Consider the following 17,280-nt stretch of genomic DNA (forward strand, 5'->3'; position numbering starts at 1 on the left):
TTTCATGTGAAACATAGCCTGCTGGACTTTGGTGCAAGCACGTAATATCGCACATGAATGCCTGTGGGGGGTGATCATACATTGTCGGTGCTGTTCGTGTGTCTGGGCAACATTTGCCGTTCACCGATGGCTCAGGGGGCGTTTCGGGCGGCTGCTGCGCGCCAGGGGATCGAATGCCACGTGGATTCGGCAGGCACCGCATCCTATCACATCGGAAGTCCGCCCGATCCGCGCGCGATAGCCGCAGCCAGCGCCCAGGGCGTCGACATTGCCGATCAGACCGCGCGCCAGCTGGAACGCGAAGACTTCTTCCGCTTCTCCCACATCTTCGCAATGGACGAAGCCAATCTTGTTGGCATTCAGGCGCGGGCTCCGCGCGACGGAACGGCCAAAATCGCGATGCTGAACGACGCGCTCGAAAATAATGTCCGCAAATCCATTGCCGACCCGTACTATGGCGATGAGGAACTGTTCGCGAAGGTATGGGACGAGATCGCTGCTGCCGCTGAAGATCTCGCCGCACGCATTGCGGGCGGAGGTATCGTGGCCCGCCCCTAACCCCCGCGCAGCAGTTGCACGCCCCAGTCGCGCTCGAATAGATACAGCAGCAGCCGCGCTGCCTCGCCGCGTTCGCTGGTGAGGCCGCCGTCCCGATCGACCAGTAGCCGCGCGTCGGCGTGGGCGACAGGCAGAAGCCGCTGCACCTGATCCAGATTGGCGATCCGGAATGCCGCCTCGCCCGATTGCCTTGTGCCCAGCAACTCACCCCCGCCGCGCAGCTCGAGATCTTCCTCGGCGATGCGGAAACCGTCCTGCGTTTCGCGCATCAGCGCCAGCCGCGCACGACCCGTTTCCGTCAGCGCTCCGCCGCGCAGCAGCAGGCAAGTGGATTTCTCGGCACCCCGCCCCACCCGCCCGCGCAACTGGTGCAGTTGGGCCAGACCGAAGCGTTCGGCCTGTTCGATCACCATCAACGTGGCCGATGGGACATCCACCCCGACTTCGATCACCGTCGTCGCAACCAGCAGCTTCGCCTGACCGCTGGCAAAGCGTTCCATCGCGGCGTCCTTGATCTCGGGCCGCAATTGGCCGTGCACCAGCACGACATCATCGCCGAACCGCTCTTTCAGCGTCGCATACCGCGCTTCGGCGGCGGCGATATCGGCGACTTCGCTGTCATTCACCATCGGGCAGACCCAGTAGGCCTGCTGTCCGCCTGCCAGATGCCGCGCGACGCCTTCGACCACTTCGTCCATCCGTTCCTGCGGGATCACGCGGGTATCGATCGCCTGCCTTCCGGGGGGCAGTTCATCAAGGCGGCTCACATCCATCTCGCCATATTGCGCCAATGTCAGCGATCGCGGGATCGGGGTCGCCGTCATCGCCAGCGTGTGCGGCGCGCGCCTGCCCTTCCCTGCCAGCGCCAGCCTCTGCGCAACGCCGAACCGGTGCTGTTCATCGACCACCGCAAGGCCCAGATCCCTGTAGGCGACGGTGTCCTGAAAAATCGAATGGGTGCCGACGAGCAGCTGGATCGATCCGTCCATCAGCCCCATCAGAATGCTCTCGCGCTCCCTGCCCTTGGCTCGCCCGGTCAGCAGCGCAATCTCCACACCTGTCGGCCCGAGCATTCGGCGCAAGGTTTCGTAATGCTGCCGCGCAAGGATCTCGGTCGGGGCGAGCAGCGCCGCCTGCCTGCCCGCCTCGACCGCGATCAGCATCGCATTCAACGCAACCACCGTCTTGCCCGCGCCGACATCGCCTTGCAGCAGCCGCAGCATCGGTGCCTCCTGCGCCATGTCGCCTTCGATCTCGGCAATGGAACGCACCTGTGCCCCGGTGAGCGCGAAGGGGAGCTGCAGCTTTCCACGCAGGCGTCCGTCGCCAACCAGCGCCTGACCCCTGCGCCGCCGCCCTTCCGCCTTGACCAGCAGCAGCGCGAGACTGTTGGCGAGCAATTCGTCATAGGCCAGCCGGTCACGCGCCCGCTCGTCCGTGCATTCCTGCGCAAGCTGCAAGGCCGCGCCCCAGGCAGGCCATCCGCTGCGTTCCAGCTGGCCCGGTTCGATCCATTCGGGCAGATCGGGCAGCCGCGCCAGCGCCTGTTCCACCAGCCCGGCTACGCGCGGCTGGGTGAGCCCTTCGGCGAGGCGATAGACCGGTTCGGACAAACGCGCCATCTGGCCTGCGCTGTCCACCTCGATGTGGTCGGGATGAACGATCTGCAGCATATCGCCATAGCGGTCGAGCCGCCCGGCGACCCAGCGCAGCTCGCCGACCGGCAGCAATTTCTTCGCGGAATAGGCCGCCTTGCCGAACCATGTCAGCGCGCAGATATTGCCCACCGCGTCCTGCGCCAGCACCCGGTGAGGCCCGCGGCTGCCGGGGCGCGGCGCGCGGTGTTCAACAGCGGTGAGCGCGATGATGACCTGCTCGCCTTCAGTCCCTTCATCCAGATCGGCAATCGTCCGGCGGCTGACGAAGCGTTCCGGCAGGTGATAGGCGACATCCTTCACCCGCGTCAGACCCAGCCGTTCGAGCGGCTTCAGCAGCTTCGGCCCGACGCCTTCGAGCGTCTCGACTTCGGCAAACAGCGGATTGAGAGCCTCTGGGCGCATGGCGGTTCGCTATCATCCATCGGATCGCATTGCGAGTTGAAGCGGCGAAGACCTGTGGCTAGGTGGACAGCATGACCGACACACCGACTTTCGACCAGCGTCTCGCCCGCGCCAAGTTCCGTTCATGGCATCGCGGCACGCGTGAGGCCGATTACATGATCGGCGGGTTCTACGATCGCTATCATGCCGATTGGGGCGATCCCGAGCTGGCATGGTTCGAGGCGCTGCTGGACGAGGACGATGTCGACGTGATGGCGTGGGCACTCGGCAGCGTCCCGCCGCCGGAACATCTCGCCGGGGACCTGCTGGGCGCGATGCAGAAACTGGATTACGTCGACATTCCGCGCTGATCGCGCGCGCCTGCCCGTTCGCGCAACTTTCTGCTGCGCGCGGGGTTTGACTGGATAGACCATGCCCGACCTTAACCGCATCCTGACGGCCAAGGAGCCGCTGACCCTGTCCTCGCTGCCGCGCGGCAGCCTGCCGCTGGTGCTGGCCGATCTTGCGCGGGCGGCGCAGGGCGTCAAAGGCGGGCAACGCGCCGTGTTCATCGCGCCGGACGAGGCGGCGATGCGCGCGGCGGCCGATGCGGCGAAGTTCTTCGCTCCCGAGGTCGAGGTGCTGACCTTCCCGGCGTGGGATTGCCTGCCCTATGACCGCGCCAGCCCTGCCCTGTCCATCAGTGCGGAACGGCTGGCCGCGCTCCATCGTTTGCAGAACCCTGCGGCAACCGCGCAATTGCTGGTGACCACCGCCAACGCCGTGCTCCAACGGGTGCTGACCCCGTTCCGGGTGCGCGAAAGCGTGCGCGAGTTTCGGGTGGGCACCAGCATCGGCCACGCCAGCCTTGCCGCGCTGCTGACCCGGCAGGGCTATAACCGCACCGACACAGTGATCGACCACGGCGAATTCGCGGTGCGCGGGTCGATCGTCGATATCTTCCCCTCGTCGCTCGATGCCGGGTTGCGGCTCGATTTCTTCGGGGACGAGCTGGAAAGCCTGCGGCTGTTCGATCCCGCCACCCAGCTCACTATCGAGCGGATCGATTCGCACCTGCTGCTCCCCGCTTCGGAAGCGCTGCTGGACGAAGACAGCATCAAGCGGTTCCGCAGCCGTTACCGCGAGCAGTTCGGCGCCAACGCCACGCAGGATCCGCTTTACGAAGCTGTCTCGGACGGACGGCGACTGGCAGGCATGGAACACTGGCTGCCGCTGTTCGAGGAACGGCTGGCGACCCTGTTCGATCACATTGCCCCGCATGATCTGGTGGTAATCGATCAAGGCGCGATGGGTGCAGTGGATGAACGCCTGACCGACATCGCCGATTACCACACGCAGCGTGGGCGGATTGCGGGCGAGCGGGCCGGAAGCTACCGCCCCCTTAGCCCAGACGCGCTTTATCTCACCCGCGCCGAGATCGACGCCGCTATGGCCGCCGCCCCGGCCCACCGCGCCACAGGCTTTGCATCGGAAGGCGCCGCCGATGTGGTCGATTTCGGCTTCCGTTCGGCGCGGGATTTCTCGCCCGAACGCGGACGCGGCGAAAATGTGTACGAGGCCGCCGCAGCGCATCTAAAGTCGGTCGCAAAATCCGGGCGCAAGCCGTTGTTCGCCGCCTATTCCAACGGCAGCGCGCGGCGTATCGCCTCGATCCTGGAGGAAGCCGGAGCGCCAACGGTACTGGCGGATGGCTGGCAACAGGGGCTCGGCCTTGCGGCAAAATCCAAGGCCGCGGTGCTGGTGCTGCCGCTCGAGACCGGCTTTGCCAATGATACGCTGGAACTCGTCACCGAAGCCGATGTGCTGGGCGACCGGCTGGTACGCCGCAAGAAGAAGCGCAAGGATTCCGATGCCTTCCTCGCCGAACTTCAGGCACTTTCGCGCGGCGATCTGGTCGTCCATGTCGAACACGGGATCGGCAAGTATCTCGGGCTTGAGCCGATTGCCGTCGGCAAAAGCCAGCATGATTGCGTCGCGCTGGAATATGCGGGCGGGGACAAGCTGTTCATCCCGGTCGAGAATATCGACGTGCTCAGCCGCTACGGCTCGTCCGAACAGGCGGTGCAGCTGGATCGGCTGGGCGGCGAGGCGTGGCAGCGCCGCCGCGCGAAGCTCAAGGAACGCATCACCGCCATCGCCGGCGATCTGATGCAGGTCGCCGCCGCCCGCGCGCTGCGGCAGGCCACGGTGCTCGCGGCAGAGGAGGCCAGCCTCAACCAGTTCGTCGACCGGTTCCCCTGGTCGGAGACCGACGATCAGGAACGCGCCATAGCCGATGTGCTCGGCGATCTGGAAAGCGGGCGGCCGATGGACCGGCTGGTGTGCGGCGATGTCGGCTTCGGCAAGACCGAGGTTGCCTTGCGTGCGGCGTTCGTGGCGGCAATGGCCGGGCAGCAGGTGGCGATTGTCGCCCCCACCACCTTGCTCGCGCGCCAGCATTACCAGAATTTCGCCGAACGATTCGCAGGCTTTCCGCTGAAGGTCGGGCGGCTATCGCGGCTGGTCGCGGCCAAGGAAACGACAGAGACACGCGAAGGGCTGGAAAACGGCCAGATCGATCTCGTCGTCGGCACGCACGCGATCCTGTCCAAGTCCACCAAGTTCAAGAACCTCGGCCTCGTCATCGTCGACGAGGAACAGCGGTTCGGCGTCACCCACAAGGAAAAGCTGAAACAGCTGCGCGCCGACGTGCACGTTCTCACCCTCACCGCCACACCGATCCCGCGCACCTTGCAGATGGCGATGAGCGGCCTGCGCGAACTTTCCACTATCCAGACCCCGCCGGTCGACCGGCTGGCGGTGCGCACCTACGTGATGGAATGGGACGACATGGTGATGCGCGAAGCCCTGCTGCGCGAACACCACCGCGGCGGGCAGAGCTTTATCGTCGTGCCGCGCATCTCCGACATGGCCAATGTCGAAGACTGGCTGCGCGAACATGTGCCCGAGATCAAGCCTGTCACCGCCCACGGCCAGATGAGCCCAAGCGAGGTCGAGGAGCGCATGGGCGCGTTCTACGATCGCAAGTACGACGTGCTGCTATCGACCACCATCGTCGAAAGCGGGCTGGACATCCCCAGCGCCAATACCATCATCATCCACCGCGCCGACCGGTTCGGCCTGGCCCAGCTGTACCAGCTGCGCGGACGCGTGGGCCGCGCGAAGCTGCGCGCTTATGCCTATCTGACGCATGAAAAGGACGTGGCGCTGTCGGAAGTCGCGCAAAAGCGGCTGAAGGTGCTGGGCGATCTCGACAGCCTTGGGGCAGGCTTCCAGCTCGCCAGCCACGATCTCGACATTCGCGGCGCGGGCAACCTTCTGGGCGACGAACAATCGGGCCACATTCGCGAGGTCGGGTTCGAGCTGTATCAGGCGATGCTGGAGGAGGCGATCCTGGCCGCCAAGGCGGGCGAGATGGGCCTTGAGCCTGCACGCGACAAGGTTTCACCCCAGATCACCGTCGATGCGCCGATCATGATACCGGAGGAATATGTCCCCGATCTCGCGGTGCGCATGGCGCTCTACCGCCGCCTCAATCAGGCTGATGGTCAGCACGAGATCGAAAGCCTCGCCGCTGAAATGATCGACCGCTTCGGCGACCTGCCGCAGCCGACCAAGAACCTGATCCGCCTGATCGAAATCAAGCATCAGGCGGTCGGCGCCAATATCGCCAAGATCGATGTCGGCGCACGCGGGACGCTTGTGACGTTCCACAAGGACGATTTCCCCAACCCCCTTGGCCTGATCGCCTATGTCGAGCGGCTCAACGAAGGTGGCAAGGAAACAGCGCGCCTGCGCCCCGATATGAAGCTGGTGATCAACCGCGCATGGGGCGATCCGACCAGCCGCCTGAACGGCCTGTTTCAGCTGACCAAGGGGCTTTCCGGCATCGTGAAGAGGGCCGCCAAGGCCAAGAAGGTGGCCTGAAGGCCGGTGTGCTGAGCTGGCGTCGGACAGCACCGATCTTCGTCCATGCCAGCCCCAGACGTTGCGGCGCCCCACGATTCCCCGTGGGACGCCGCGGAATCAGATCGGGCCAAGGCGGCCCGCTGCAATCACTCCATTTCGTCGGCTACTTCGTTGATCGCATCGGCCCGTTCGTCGCCGATGTCGTCGATCCGTTCAGCCCGTTGGTTGAGAGCGTCCTCACCGGCATCCGTCGGCATTTCGTCGGCGCGTTCTTCAAGGGCTGCGGCGCGGTCGTCGCCATAATCCTCGACTGCATCGGCACGCTCTTCCAGGGCGTCCCCTGTTTCCTCGACCGCGCTGTCCTGGCCGCAAGCAGCCAGCGCGAAAGCAGGGATCGCCGCAATTGCAATAAGATTCGTTTTCATGATCGTTCTCCTGTTGAAGGTGCTCCGTGTTGGTGCGCTGTTCTTCAACCGAGAAAAGATTGCTGGTGTTCCGAGAGTTCGGGTGAGCCGTGCAACTACACCGCCCGGTCGCCATCAGTTCATGATCCATCCACTTGCGATCACCATGCCAATCAACGCATCGGCGATCAAACGTCAACAGGTCGACAGGGTGAGGGCAAGCGTGTGGGGGGCGCTGGGGCCTGCCCGACCCTAGCCACCTGATAAGTGTGACATATTCAGAAGAATTTGGCTCCCCGAGTAGGATTCGAACCTACGGCCAAGTGATTAACAGTCACCTACTCTACCGCTGAGCTATCGGGGAGCAGCTCTTCCAAGCGGTCTAAGGAAGAGCGGAAGCGCGCCTATATGGGGGAGGCCAACGGAATGCAAGGGGGTTTTGATGGGCCATCGCCTATCTCACTCCGTTACGAACTGCTCCGCCACGATGCGTTCCTCCAGCGATTGGCCGGGGTCGAATAACAGAGTCAGCGCGATCTCCTGCGCGATGGCGAGGCGCACCTCGGCGATGTCGCGCAGTTCCTTCTGATCGGCAACCGCGGCTACGGGCCGCTTGGCCGGGTCGAGCACCTTGAGGATGATTTTCATCCGGTCCGGCAGGATCGCTCCGCGCCAGCGCCGAGGCCGAAACGGGCTGATCGGCGTGAGCGCCAGCAGCTTGCTGTCGAGCGGCAGGATCGGGCCGTTGGCGGACAGGTTGTAAGCGGTCGATCCGGCTGGTGTCGCTACCAGCACCCCGTCGCACACCAGCTCCTTGATCCGCACCCGATCGCCCACCGTCACTTCGATCTTCGCGGTCTGCCGGGTCTCGCGCAGCAGAGAAATTTCGTTGATGGCGCACAATTCGTGGCTCTCGCCGTCCTGGGTGATCGCCTCGACCCATAACGGCGCGATACTCCAGCGGCGCGCCTTGGCCACCCGCGATGCGATTGCCGCGCGCTTGTCGTATCGATTCATGAGAAAGCCGACCGTACCGAGGTTCATTCCATAAGCCGGGATCACGCGGCCGGCGTCGATCATGGCGTGGAGCGTGTGCAGCATGAAGCCGTCGCCGCCGAGCACCACGACCGCATCGGCTTGTTCCAGCGGCACCCAGTCGCCCTGCGCCAGAAGTGCGGCGAACGCCTCCTGCGCGCGCGGGGTATCGGATGCGAGCAGCGCGAGGCGCTCGAACGGTGCTGCGTTGCTCGCCAAATTTCCTCCCCCGTGTGCAGGCGCGAAGATGTCGATTATCCCCGCTGCCGTGCTAGCGGATGCTCTGATGTGCCAGATTCGGTCGGATTGCAATTGATGCAGGCCAGCCGCACAATCATGGGCTACGGAGTTGGCCGAAAGGGCGCAAATGGAACAGGGTCGGGCTTCACTGCGCGGATCGCCGACTGGCAGCTTGCCGGGCATTCGCCCGGGCGTGCTTGAGAACGATTTGCTGCGCGCGCTCGACCGGCGCGAGATCGAGGTGCTGTTCCAGCCGCAATTCTCCTGCATCAGCGGCGCAGTCGTCGGTGCCGAGGCATTGGCGCGCTGGCGGCATCCGTCGCTCGGCGAAATCGGCGCACGGGACCTGTTCGCGATTGCCGAGCGCGCGGCGCTGGTTGCGCCATTATCGCGCCATGTCGTCGCCCGCGCGCTTGAAGACGCCTCGACCTGGCCCGATAGCCTCACCCTGTCGCTCAACATTACGCCCGAGGAATTGGCCGATCCGCACTTTGCCGCCGATTTCGCCGCACTGATCGGCCGATCGGACATTGCGCCGCAGCGGCTGATGCTGGAAATCACCGAGGATCTGCTGCTGCGCAACCTCGCACAGGCGGCGAGCGCGCTGAAGGCTCTGCGCGGTCTCGGCTTTCGCACCGCGCTCGACGATTTCGGAGCGGGGTTCTGCAATTTCCGCTATCTGCGCGAATTGCCGCTGGATGCGCTGAAACTCGACAAGACGATGATCGATGGCGTACCGGGAGATGCTACCGCATTGGCCGTGTTGCGCGCGATCATGGCCTTGGGCAAGGCGCTCGGCCTTGCCGTCTATGCCGAGGGAATCGAAAGCGAAATTCAGCGCGCCGCGATCACCGCTGAGGATTGCGATTACTGGCAAGGCTTCTTGCGCGCGCAACCCATGCGAAGCGAAAGCGTGCTGGCACTTGCCCGCACCGCGCGGGGAATGGGGCACGGGTAAGGGAGGCGGTTGACGCTGCCCGGAATAAACCTGCCATCCCCGAAACAAAGCGCCGCCCGGCGGGGTTATCATGCGCACTGCCTCGCCCAATTCCGGTAATCTTACCCCGAACGGAAACGCAAATCGTGAAGCTTCAGATCGACGTGCAACTTGATTACCGGTTCGAACGATCATGCGATGTCCTGCTTCAGGTGGAAGTCGCCGCCGTTCCCGATCAGCTTATCGAGCGCACGCAGATTGCGATCACGCCGTGCGAGCATCTTGTCCGGGTTGCGGCGCAGGACGGTATTGGTGAACGCATCTGGCTGCGGGCTGAGGGGCAGGTGCTGGTCGACTACACGGCGACGGTCGGCATCGACAGGGCCGCTCGCGATGTTGGGCAATTGCCGGCGGTGCCGCTCCACCGATTGCCGGGCGAAGCCGTCCAATATCTGCTGCCGTCGCGATATTGTCCGTCCCACCAATTCGCCGATTTCGTCCAAACGGAATTCGGCGCATTCGAGGGCGGCAGGAAGATCATCGCCATGCGCGACTGGATCGCCGGGCACCTCTCCTATGAAGCGGGATCGAGCAATTCGGACACCACCGCAGCCGATACGTTTCACGACGGCAAGGGAATATGCCGCGACTATGCGCATCTGATGATCACGCTCGCCCGCGCCGCAGACATCCCGGCGAGGATCGCCAGCGTGTACGCACCGCGTGTGACCCCTCCCGATTTCCACGCTGTGGCCGAAGTCTTCGTGGGCGACGAATGGCATCAGGTCGACCCGACCGAAATGGCGGAAGGGGGAGAGATCGCGGTTATCGGGGTCGGCCGCGACATCGGCGATGTCGCTTTCCTGACGGCGTTCGGGGCCTTGCAGATGAACGGTCAGAGCGTCTCCGTGCGGACCCTCTGACCGGAGATTCGCTGGATAATCCCTCTAAGGCGGCAGCACATTTTTCAGGTACGGCGCGCCAGGGCTTGCCAGCCATGCACCGGTCCACCCCGTCCCCGACCGAAAACAAAGGGCACCGCAGGATTGCTCCTGCGATGCCCATTCGTATCCCAAGCCTGAACGATCAGAAGCCGAGGGTTTCGGTGTTGATCCGCACCCCTGCATAGAAGAACCGGCCCAGCCATCCGGTCGGCGAATTGGACAAGCCGCGAGAGGGCTGCTCGTTGGTGAGATTGTTCACCCCGAGGAAGAAGCTTGCCTGCTCGTTGTCGGTCCGGAACTCGGCGCGCAGATCGTGGATGAAGCGATCGTCGAGCTCGAGGAACTCGGGCGCCGCAATATCCGGATCGGCAGCGATCACGTCGTTCTCGAAGCGCAGCTGCTCGCCGATGTAGCGGACGCCGTAGTTGAGGCTGATGCTGTCCAGATCCCACGTCAGGTCGGCCACGCCGGTCCACTCGGGAAAGCCAACCTCGCCGCGTTCATCATCGACGATGCCGCCATTGGCCGGCAGGAACTCGAACTTGTCGAGATAGCCCACCGTCCCGCTGAGATTGAAGCTGCCCAGGTCGCCGTCACCCGGCTCGAACCGGTAGCTGACGGTCAGATCGGCACCGGCAGTCTCGATGAAGGCAACGTTCTGCGGGCCAAGCACGTAGCTGGTCACGAAGGCGGTGCCTTCTGCGCGGGTGATCGAATCGCAGAAGATGTTGTCGAGCGATGCGGAATCGACGCAGAACTCGGCGGTCTCCTGCAGGCCCGGCGTGCGCACGGCATCGCTCAGGCGGATGTCGTACCAGTCGGCGGTGATGAGCAGGCCGGGCACGAAGCGCGGCTGAACGATCACACCCGCCGTCCAGGTCTTGGCTTCCTCCTCGAGCAAGTCCTCATTGCCCGACACGATCCCTTCGAGGCTGGCGCTCGACGCGATATCGCTCTCGAAATCGAAAGTATCGAAATCTGCACCGAGGCCGGTAATCAGCGCCTCGCAATTGTCGCGGCGGAAGCTGGTGCCCTGATTGATGTTCACCGGGCTGCACGGGTCGGTGAGGAAGGCGAAGGTGCCGGTGCGCGGCGCGAACAGTTCGGTGATGTTCGGCGCACGCACCGATTCCGAATAGCCGCCGCGGAAGCGGACATCGCGGATCGGCGCCCATTGGCCATTCACCGACCAAGCCTCGGTGCTGCCGACTGTGGAATAGTCGGAGTACCGGCCAGCAACGGTGAATTCGAGCGTTTCGAAAAACGGCCGGTCGGACAGGATCGGCACGTTGAGTTCGCCGAACACCTCCCAAACGTCGAAGCTGCCGGTTTCGCGCCCGAGCAACGCGAGATCGGCGAGCACGCCCGAGTTGGGATCGAAATCGGTCACCTGAGTCGATATCTCGTCAGGCCGGAAGTCGCTCTTTTCCTTGCGGTATTCGCCGCCGAACGCGAAGTTCACCGCGCCGCCGGGCAGTTCGAAGAAGTTGCCGAAATCGCCCGAAATGAACGCGTTGGCGACATGCTGTTCGATGCGGTAATCATTCGACGTGTCGGTCAGAACGAAGTCGAGCGCTTCCTGGCTGGCGACGCCCTCTCCGAACAGGTTGAGCGGCACGCACTCGCCCGGCTGGAAAGTCTGCGGCGCCTCGCCATAGTTGAGGTTTCCGGCGTCGACGATCGCCCCACCATCCACATTGACGCGGCAATCGAACACACCGCTGGGCGTGCCGGTGGTGAATTCACCCACGTCGACCACGTCGAGCGCCGCGAAGTAGCGATCCTCGATCCGCTGGTTGGTGGAGGTGTAGGTGGTATCGTTGCGCCCATAGACATAGCTCGCCTCGAACCGCACGCGGTCGCTGATGTTGCCGTCGAAGCCCACCACCGTGCGATAAAGATCGCGTTCGAACAGTTCGTTGCGGGTGCCGAGATCAAAGTTGTCGCGGTTGAACAGCAGGCCGCCGAAGGTGTCGAGCCCGGCTGCGCGGACATTGTCCGGGATAAGCGGGTTGTCTTCCGAAATGGCGGTGAAGAAGTCGAAGCTCGGCTGCGCGATAGTGAAGTTGTCACTCTTCACGTACTTGCCTTCGGCAAAGAACCGAAGATCTGGCGAAATCTCGAAGTTGAAGAAGGCATTGAACGCGTGGTGCTCGGTGCCCGCCTGCAGGTCGCCTTGATAATTGGCAATGGGCGTGTTGTCGCCGCCAACCGCGAGGAAACCCGACTGGGGCAGGAAGATGCCCGGATCATAGGGTGTGCCGTCGCCGCTAAAGAGCGGCGCGAAGCTGTCGTCGAGCACCAGCGCGCCCGCGGGCGAGCTGTCGGCATATCCGAGATTGCGGAAGAATACCCGGTCCGGCACGTTCGGATCGTCGGGGATGTCATCCGGGTTGCGTACCAGCCGTTCTGCGTCGGGCCGCCCGAACGGACGATCGCCGAAGCCGACGCGGGCGTCGTCGCGGTATTCGTAGGACAGCGTTATATTGGCGCGGTCGTCGGCGAAATTGCTGCCGACTGTGGCTCCGAAGAACAGGCTTTCAGCGTCGCCGAAATCTGAGATGCCGCTCTGCGCACGGATGTCGACGCCCTCGAAATCGCGGCGCATGATGAAGTTGACCACGCCGGAGACGCCGTCTGCACCATAGACCGAGGAAACGCCGCCGGTGAGCACATCGACGCGTTCGATCAGGCTGGTGGGGATGGTGTTGATGTCGACCGCAGCCTCACCCGCAACACCCGCCACATGGCGGCGGCCATTGACCAGCACCAGAGTGCGATTCGCGCCGAGATTGCGCAGGTTAAGCAGGTTGACGCCAGCCGCACCGGTGCGCGCCTGCGAACCGGCGGCATCGAAATTGGCCTCCGAGTTGAACAGCGCCGGTGTCTGGGTGAGCAGTTCGGTGACGTTCGTGACACCTGACTGAACGATGTTCTCGCTGGTGATGGCCACGATCGGGGTCGCGGTCGCGGCTTCGGGCCGCTGGATACGCGTGCCGGTAACAACGATGGCATTCACGTCGTCTTCAGGAGTTGCTTCGGTGAGGGCTGCGGCGTCTTGCGCGACCGCTACCGATGGCAGCGTAACCGCAAGGGCAACAACAGCCACGCCCGACATGAAGCGAACATTCTGATAGCTATTCAAATTACGTCGCATGGGAAAATGCATCCTCCGAAGAAATTACTCTGCCGTGGCCGTATTATCGACCATCTCCGGAATCATGTCTAAATCGGTACCTGGCCACAACGGCAAATGAAGCGAGTCCGATATTTGCTATTTACGAGTCACAATTTTACAACAATCTGTTTTTACTTGGCTTTTAAACAGAATCTTGCCAACTATATAGTAGCGACTGAGTGCGTAACCTGCGCCCACATATGTTACTTTCTCCCGGCGGGAATAGCCAAAGCGGCTCTTTTCGGTGAATTGCACTATATCTTCGACAAGCTGCAGATACGCATGCCACGTCCCTCAGGTCTTGGCCGTCGGCCTGATGACGATCCGAAAAATCGCAATGTGGGCCGCGCCCGCAGCGAAAGATAAACGAACACGGGATCAGTGCGCTCGGCGAATCACGCGCCCGCCAGAAGTCGCACCCCGACGACAAGCACCAGCACAGCCGTCAGCCAGCGTATCCAATGCAGCGGCAACAGCCGCACGGCCAGCAGGCTGCCAACCTGACCGCCGATCACCACTGCCAGCAGCAGGGGCAAGGCAGCACCGATGGCCTGCCCCATCAAACCCGGCCCGCTCTTGAGCAGCTGCCCAGCAAGCCCGAACAGCGAATTGACGAGGATGAACAGGCTCGCGGTCGCCGCAATCGCGCGCGGCCCTTGCCAGCGCACCAGATGCAGTAGCGGAGCGAGGAATATCCCTCCCCCTATGCCCACAAGTCCCGCGAGAAAACCCAGCGGCGGCGCGACGAAAGGCACCCAGCGGGCAAGGCGAGTGGGGCTCCCCACCAGCTCCTTGGCGACGGGGATCAGCATGGTGAGACTGGTCAGCACCAGGCTTGCGCCCAGCAGCGCCAGGAACGTCTCGCGCCCGATCGGGATCAGGCCGCCCACGAAGCTCGCTGGTGCGGCCAGCCCGACCAGCACCAGCGCCGGTTTCCACAGCGTAATCCCTGCGCGGGCAAAGCGGATGCTGGCGCCCGCAACAACCACGATATTGCAGGCCAGCGAGACCAGCGGCAGCAGCCGGTAATCGAGGCCCGACAGTGCGAGCAGCGCGGAATAGGTGGAGCCGCCACCGAAACCGACGCTGGCATAGAGCAGCGCGGTAACAAAGAAGCCGACCGCCAGCAGCACCGGCACCGCCCCGATCATCGCTCAGCCCCCCTTCCCCGCGCTGCGGATCAGACGATCTGTTTGGCGCCGACTGCGCCGTGGCAATGCTTGTACTTGTTGCCGCTCCCGCAGGGGCACGGCGCATTGCGGCTGATGTCGAGATTGGCGAAAGGGTTGTCGGGATTGGCCCCGCCCGGCCCCGATGCCGCCCGCGTAGAACCCGCGAGCGAGCCGAACAATTCGGGCCGCCGTTCCGACCCGTCGCCATCGTTCGAATTGTCGAATCCGGTCAGCGGATCGATATGCCCGGTGAGAAAATCCGGCAGTTCGGGGAGCTGTTGCATCTGCGGCGGCCTGTTCCGCAGTTCGGCGCGGAACAGAATTTTCGTGACCTCCTCGCGCAGGGTTTCGAGCATCGTTTCAAACAGGCCGAAGGCTTCCTGCTTGTATTCGTTGATCGGCTGCTTCTGTGCGATCGACCGCATCCAGATCACCTGCCGCAGCGCATCGAGCGTGGCGAGGTGTTCCTTCCAGTGGTGATCGAGCTGGCGCAACAGCACGTCCTTTTCCGCAATGCGCCAGTCTGCCGTGTTGGCGGCCATCTTCTCGTCCATCATGGCATCGGTCAGCGTGCGCAGGCGTTCTTCGAGCAGTTCGGGCTCGACCTGATCCTCGGCGAGCCATTCGTCGAACGGCGGCTGCAGCCCGAAGATGTCCTCCACCTTCTGCTTCAAACCATCCATGTCCCACTGTTCGGGATAGGAGCCCGGCGGGCAGGCGGTGCCGACGATGGTGTTGATCGTGTCGTGGCGCATATCGACGACCACGTCGTCCACCGCCTCGGAATCCATGATCTCGGCGCGCTGTTCGTAAACCACCTTGCGCTGATCGTTCATCACGTCGTCGTATTGCACGACCTGTTTGCGCATGTCGTAATTGCGCGCCTCGACCTTCTTCTGCGCGGTCTCGATCGCCTTGGACAGCCACTTCGAGCCGATCGCCTCGCCGTCCGCAAGGTTTGATTTCATCATCTTGGAAAACAGCGTGTCGGGGCCGAAGATGCGCAGCAGGTCGTCCTCAAGGCACAGGTAGAAGCGCGACAGGCCGGGGTCGCCCTGACGGCCCGAGCGACCGCGCAGCTGGTTGTCGATCCGGCGCGATTCGTGGCGTTCGGTGCCGAGCACAAACAAGCCGCCCGCCTCGATCACCTGCTTCTTTTCCGCGGCGACTTCGGCCTTGATGCGGGCGATGGCGTCATCGCGCTCCGGCCCTTCAGGCAACGCACCGAGCTCGTCCTGAATGCGGTATTCGACATTGCCGCCCAGCTGGATATCGGTACCGCGCCCAGCCATGTTGGTGGCGATGGTGACGGCCCCGAGGCGTCCTGCCTGCGCGACGATGCGTGCTTCCTGCTCGTGCATCCGGGCATTGAGCACCGCATGGATCACTCCCTCCTTGTCGAGGAACTGGCTGAGCAATTCGGATTTCTCGATCGAAACCGTGCCGACGAGCACCGGCTGGCCGATCTCGTTCTTCTCCTTGATCGCCTTGGCAATCGCGCCGAACTTGTCGATCGTGTTCTTGTAGAACTCGTCTTCCTCGTCGACGCGGGCGACCGGCAGATTGGTGGGGATTTCGACCACGCCGACCTTGTAGATGTCCCAGAACTCCGCCGCCTCGGTGGCCGCCGTGCCGGTCATACCGGAAAGCTTGGGGTACATCCGGAAATAGTTCTGGAAGGTGATCGAAGCCATGGTCTGATTTTCAGGCTCGATCTTGACCCCTTCCTTGGCCTCGACCGCCTGATGCAGCCCGTTCGACCAGCGGCGCCCATCCATCATGCGGCCGGTGAATTCGTCGATGATGATGACCTTGCCGTCCTTGACGATGTAATCGGTATCGCGCTTGCGTGCGAAGACGGCGACCAGCGCCTGATCGAGATGGTGGACGACCTGTGTGTTCTCGACATCGTAAAGGTTCGAGGTGGCGAGCAGGCCCTTCTCGATCAGCAGCTTCTCGACTTCTTCCAGCCCGTCTTCGGTCAGCTGGACGCGCTTCACCTTCTCGTCGATGTCGAGCCATTCGACCGGTATCTCGCGCGCGACCTGGTCGAGTTGAACGTAAAGCTCGGACTTGTCCTCGGTCGGGCCGGAGATGATCAGCGGGGTGCGGGCTTCGTCGATCAGGATCGAATCCACCTCGTCGACGATGGCGAAGTTGAATGGGCGCTGCGCCATCTGGGCGCGCTCGTGCTTCATGTTGTCGCGCAGGTAATCGAAGCCGAATTCATTGTTGGTGCCGTAGGTGATGTCGGCGTGATAGGCGTCGCGCTTCATCTCTTCGGGCATGCCGGGCACGATCACGCCGACGCTGAGGCCGAGCCAGTTGTACAGCCGCCCCATCTCCGCCGCATCGCGTCGGGCAAGGTAATCGTTGACGGTAACGACGTGGACGCCCTTGCCCTCGATCGCGTTAAGATAGACCGCCAGCGTCGCCATCAGGGTCTTGCCCTCGCCGGTGCGCATTTCGGCGATCTCGCCGCGGTGGAGTACGATGCCGCCGATCAGCTGCACATCGAAATGGCGCATCCCGAACACCCGCACCGCTGCTTCGCGCACGGTGGCGAAAGCTTCGGGCATGATATCGTCGAGCTTTGAGCCGCCATCGATCAGCCCGCGCAGCTTGGTGGTCTGCGCTTTCAGGTCATCGTCGGAGAGCGCCTGAAGCTGCGGCTCCAATGCGTTGATCTGGTTAACGATCTTGCCGAGCGATTTGACGTAGCGGTCGTTGGTCGATCCGAAAACGGACTTCATGATGGTGTTGAACATGGTCGGGCGTGCCTTTGAAGCGGTGCGGCCCTGCAATGCGGGCCGGAATTGTGCGGGGAATATGCGCGCGCGTGG

Annotated in this window: 12 protein-coding genes and 1 tRNA gene; 6 read left to right on the forward strand and 7 right to left on the reverse strand. The window is 63.3% G+C overall.

Features of this window, described 5'->3' with window-relative positions:
* Nucleotides 1-57: 57 nt before the first annotated feature.
* Nucleotides 58-558, forward strand: coding sequence for a low molecular weight protein-tyrosine-phosphatase (locus J3454_RS03010; protein ID WP_349512271.1), 501 nt, complete (start codon nt 58-60; stop codon nt 556-558).
* Here J3454_RS03010 and recG read toward each other — a convergent pair.
* Entirely contained in the window at nt 555-2,618 is a 2,064-nt protein-coding gene (recG, locus tag J3454_RS03015; RefSeq protein WP_349512272.1) for an ATP-dependent DNA helicase RecG, read from the reverse strand. The two genes, J3454_RS03010 and recG, sit on opposite strands and share 4 nt — an antisense overlap.
* 71 nt (nt 2,619-2,689) lie before the next feature.
* Here recG and J3454_RS03020 point away from each other — a divergent pair, with 71 nt between their 5' ends.
* Together J3454_RS03020 and mfd are read left to right on the forward strand one after the other, a co-directional pair.
* Nucleotides 2,690-2,968 (forward strand): FAD assembly factor SdhE, encoded by a 279-nt coding sequence (locus J3454_RS03020; RefSeq protein WP_349512273.1) that lies wholly within the window; start codon nt 2,690-2,692, stop codon nt 2,966-2,968.
* Nucleotides 2,969-3,029: 61 nt separating this feature from the next.
* Entirely contained in the window at nt 3,030-6,545 is a 3,516-nt protein-coding gene (mfd, locus tag J3454_RS03025) for a transcription-repair coupling factor (protein WP_349512274.1), read from the forward strand.
* Nucleotides 6,546-6,673: 128 nt separating this feature from the next.
* Here the strand turns inward: mfd and J3454_RS03030 are convergent, their stop codons facing one another.
* Nucleotides 6,674-6,952, reverse strand: coding sequence for a hypothetical protein (locus J3454_RS03030; RefSeq protein WP_349512275.1), 279 nt, complete (start codon nt 6,950-6,952; stop codon nt 6,674-6,676).
* On the opposite strand from J3454_RS03030, the gene J3454_RS03035 reads away from it, so the two are divergent.
* Nucleotides 6,951-7,187, forward strand: coding sequence for a hypothetical protein (locus tag J3454_RS03035; protein WP_349512276.1), 237 nt, complete (start codon nt 6,951-6,953; stop codon nt 7,185-7,187). The genes J3454_RS03030 and J3454_RS03035 overlap by 2 nt on opposite strands.
* Nucleotides 7,188-7,220: 33 nt before the next feature.
* Here J3454_RS03035 and J3454_RS03040 read toward each other — a convergent pair.
* Together J3454_RS03040 and J3454_RS03045 are read right to left on the reverse strand one after the other, a co-directional pair.
* Nucleotides 7,221-7,295, reverse strand: a tRNA-Asn gene (locus tag J3454_RS03040).
* Nucleotides 7,296-7,390: 95 nt separating this feature from the next.
* Nucleotides 7,391-8,185, reverse strand: a complete 795-nt coding sequence (locus J3454_RS03045; RefSeq protein WP_349512277.1) for an NAD kinase — start codon at nt 8,183-8,185, stop codon at nt 7,391-7,393.
* A gap of 148 nt (nt 8,186-8,333) precedes the next feature.
* Here J3454_RS03045 and J3454_RS03050 point away from each other — a divergent pair, with 148 nt between their 5' ends.
* Together J3454_RS03050 and J3454_RS03055 are read left to right on the forward strand one after the other, a co-directional pair.
* On the forward strand, nt 8,334-9,164 hold the full coding sequence (locus J3454_RS03050; protein WP_349512278.1) for an EAL domain-containing protein: 831 nt from the start codon (nt 8,334-8,336) through the stop codon (nt 9,162-9,164).
* A 125-nt stretch (nt 9,165-9,289) separates the two neighbouring features.
* Nucleotides 9,290-10,066 carry a transglutaminase-like domain-containing protein gene (locus tag J3454_RS03055; protein ID WP_349512279.1) on the forward strand — a complete coding sequence of 259 codons (777 nt, stop codon included), beginning with the start codon at nt 9,290-9,292 and terminating at the stop codon, nt 10,064-10,066.
* A gap of 163 nt (nt 10,067-10,229) precedes the next feature.
* Here J3454_RS03055 and J3454_RS03060 read toward each other — a convergent pair whose 3' ends face one another.
* The 3 genes from J3454_RS03060 to secA all read right to left on the reverse strand — a co-directional run bounded on the left by J3454_RS03060 (nt 10,230) and on the right by secA (nt 17,205).
* Nucleotides 10,230-13,232 carry a TonB-dependent receptor domain-containing protein gene (locus J3454_RS03060; RefSeq protein WP_349512280.1) on the reverse strand — a complete coding sequence of 1,001 codons (3,003 nt, stop codon included), beginning with the start codon at nt 13,230-13,232 and terminating at the stop codon, nt 10,230-10,232.
* A 428-nt stretch (nt 13,233-13,660) separates the two neighbouring features.
* Complete coding sequence (locus tag J3454_RS03065) at nt 13,661-14,416, reverse strand: sulfite exporter TauE/SafE family protein (RefSeq protein WP_349512281.1); 756 nt, start codon at nt 14,414-14,416, stop codon at nt 13,661-13,663.
* Nucleotides 14,417-14,445: 29 nt separating this feature from the next.
* On the reverse strand, nt 14,446-17,205 hold the full coding sequence (secA, locus tag J3454_RS03070) for a preprotein translocase subunit SecA (protein WP_349512282.1): 2,760 nt from the start codon (nt 17,203-17,205) through the stop codon (nt 14,446-14,448).
* Between the last annotated feature and the right edge of the window lie 75 nt (nt 17,206-17,280).

Source organism: Erythrobacter sp. NFXS35 (genome assembly GCF_040148725.1).
In the GTDB taxonomy this organism is placed as follows: domain Bacteria; phylum Pseudomonadota; class Alphaproteobacteria; order Sphingomonadales; family Sphingomonadaceae; genus Erythrobacter.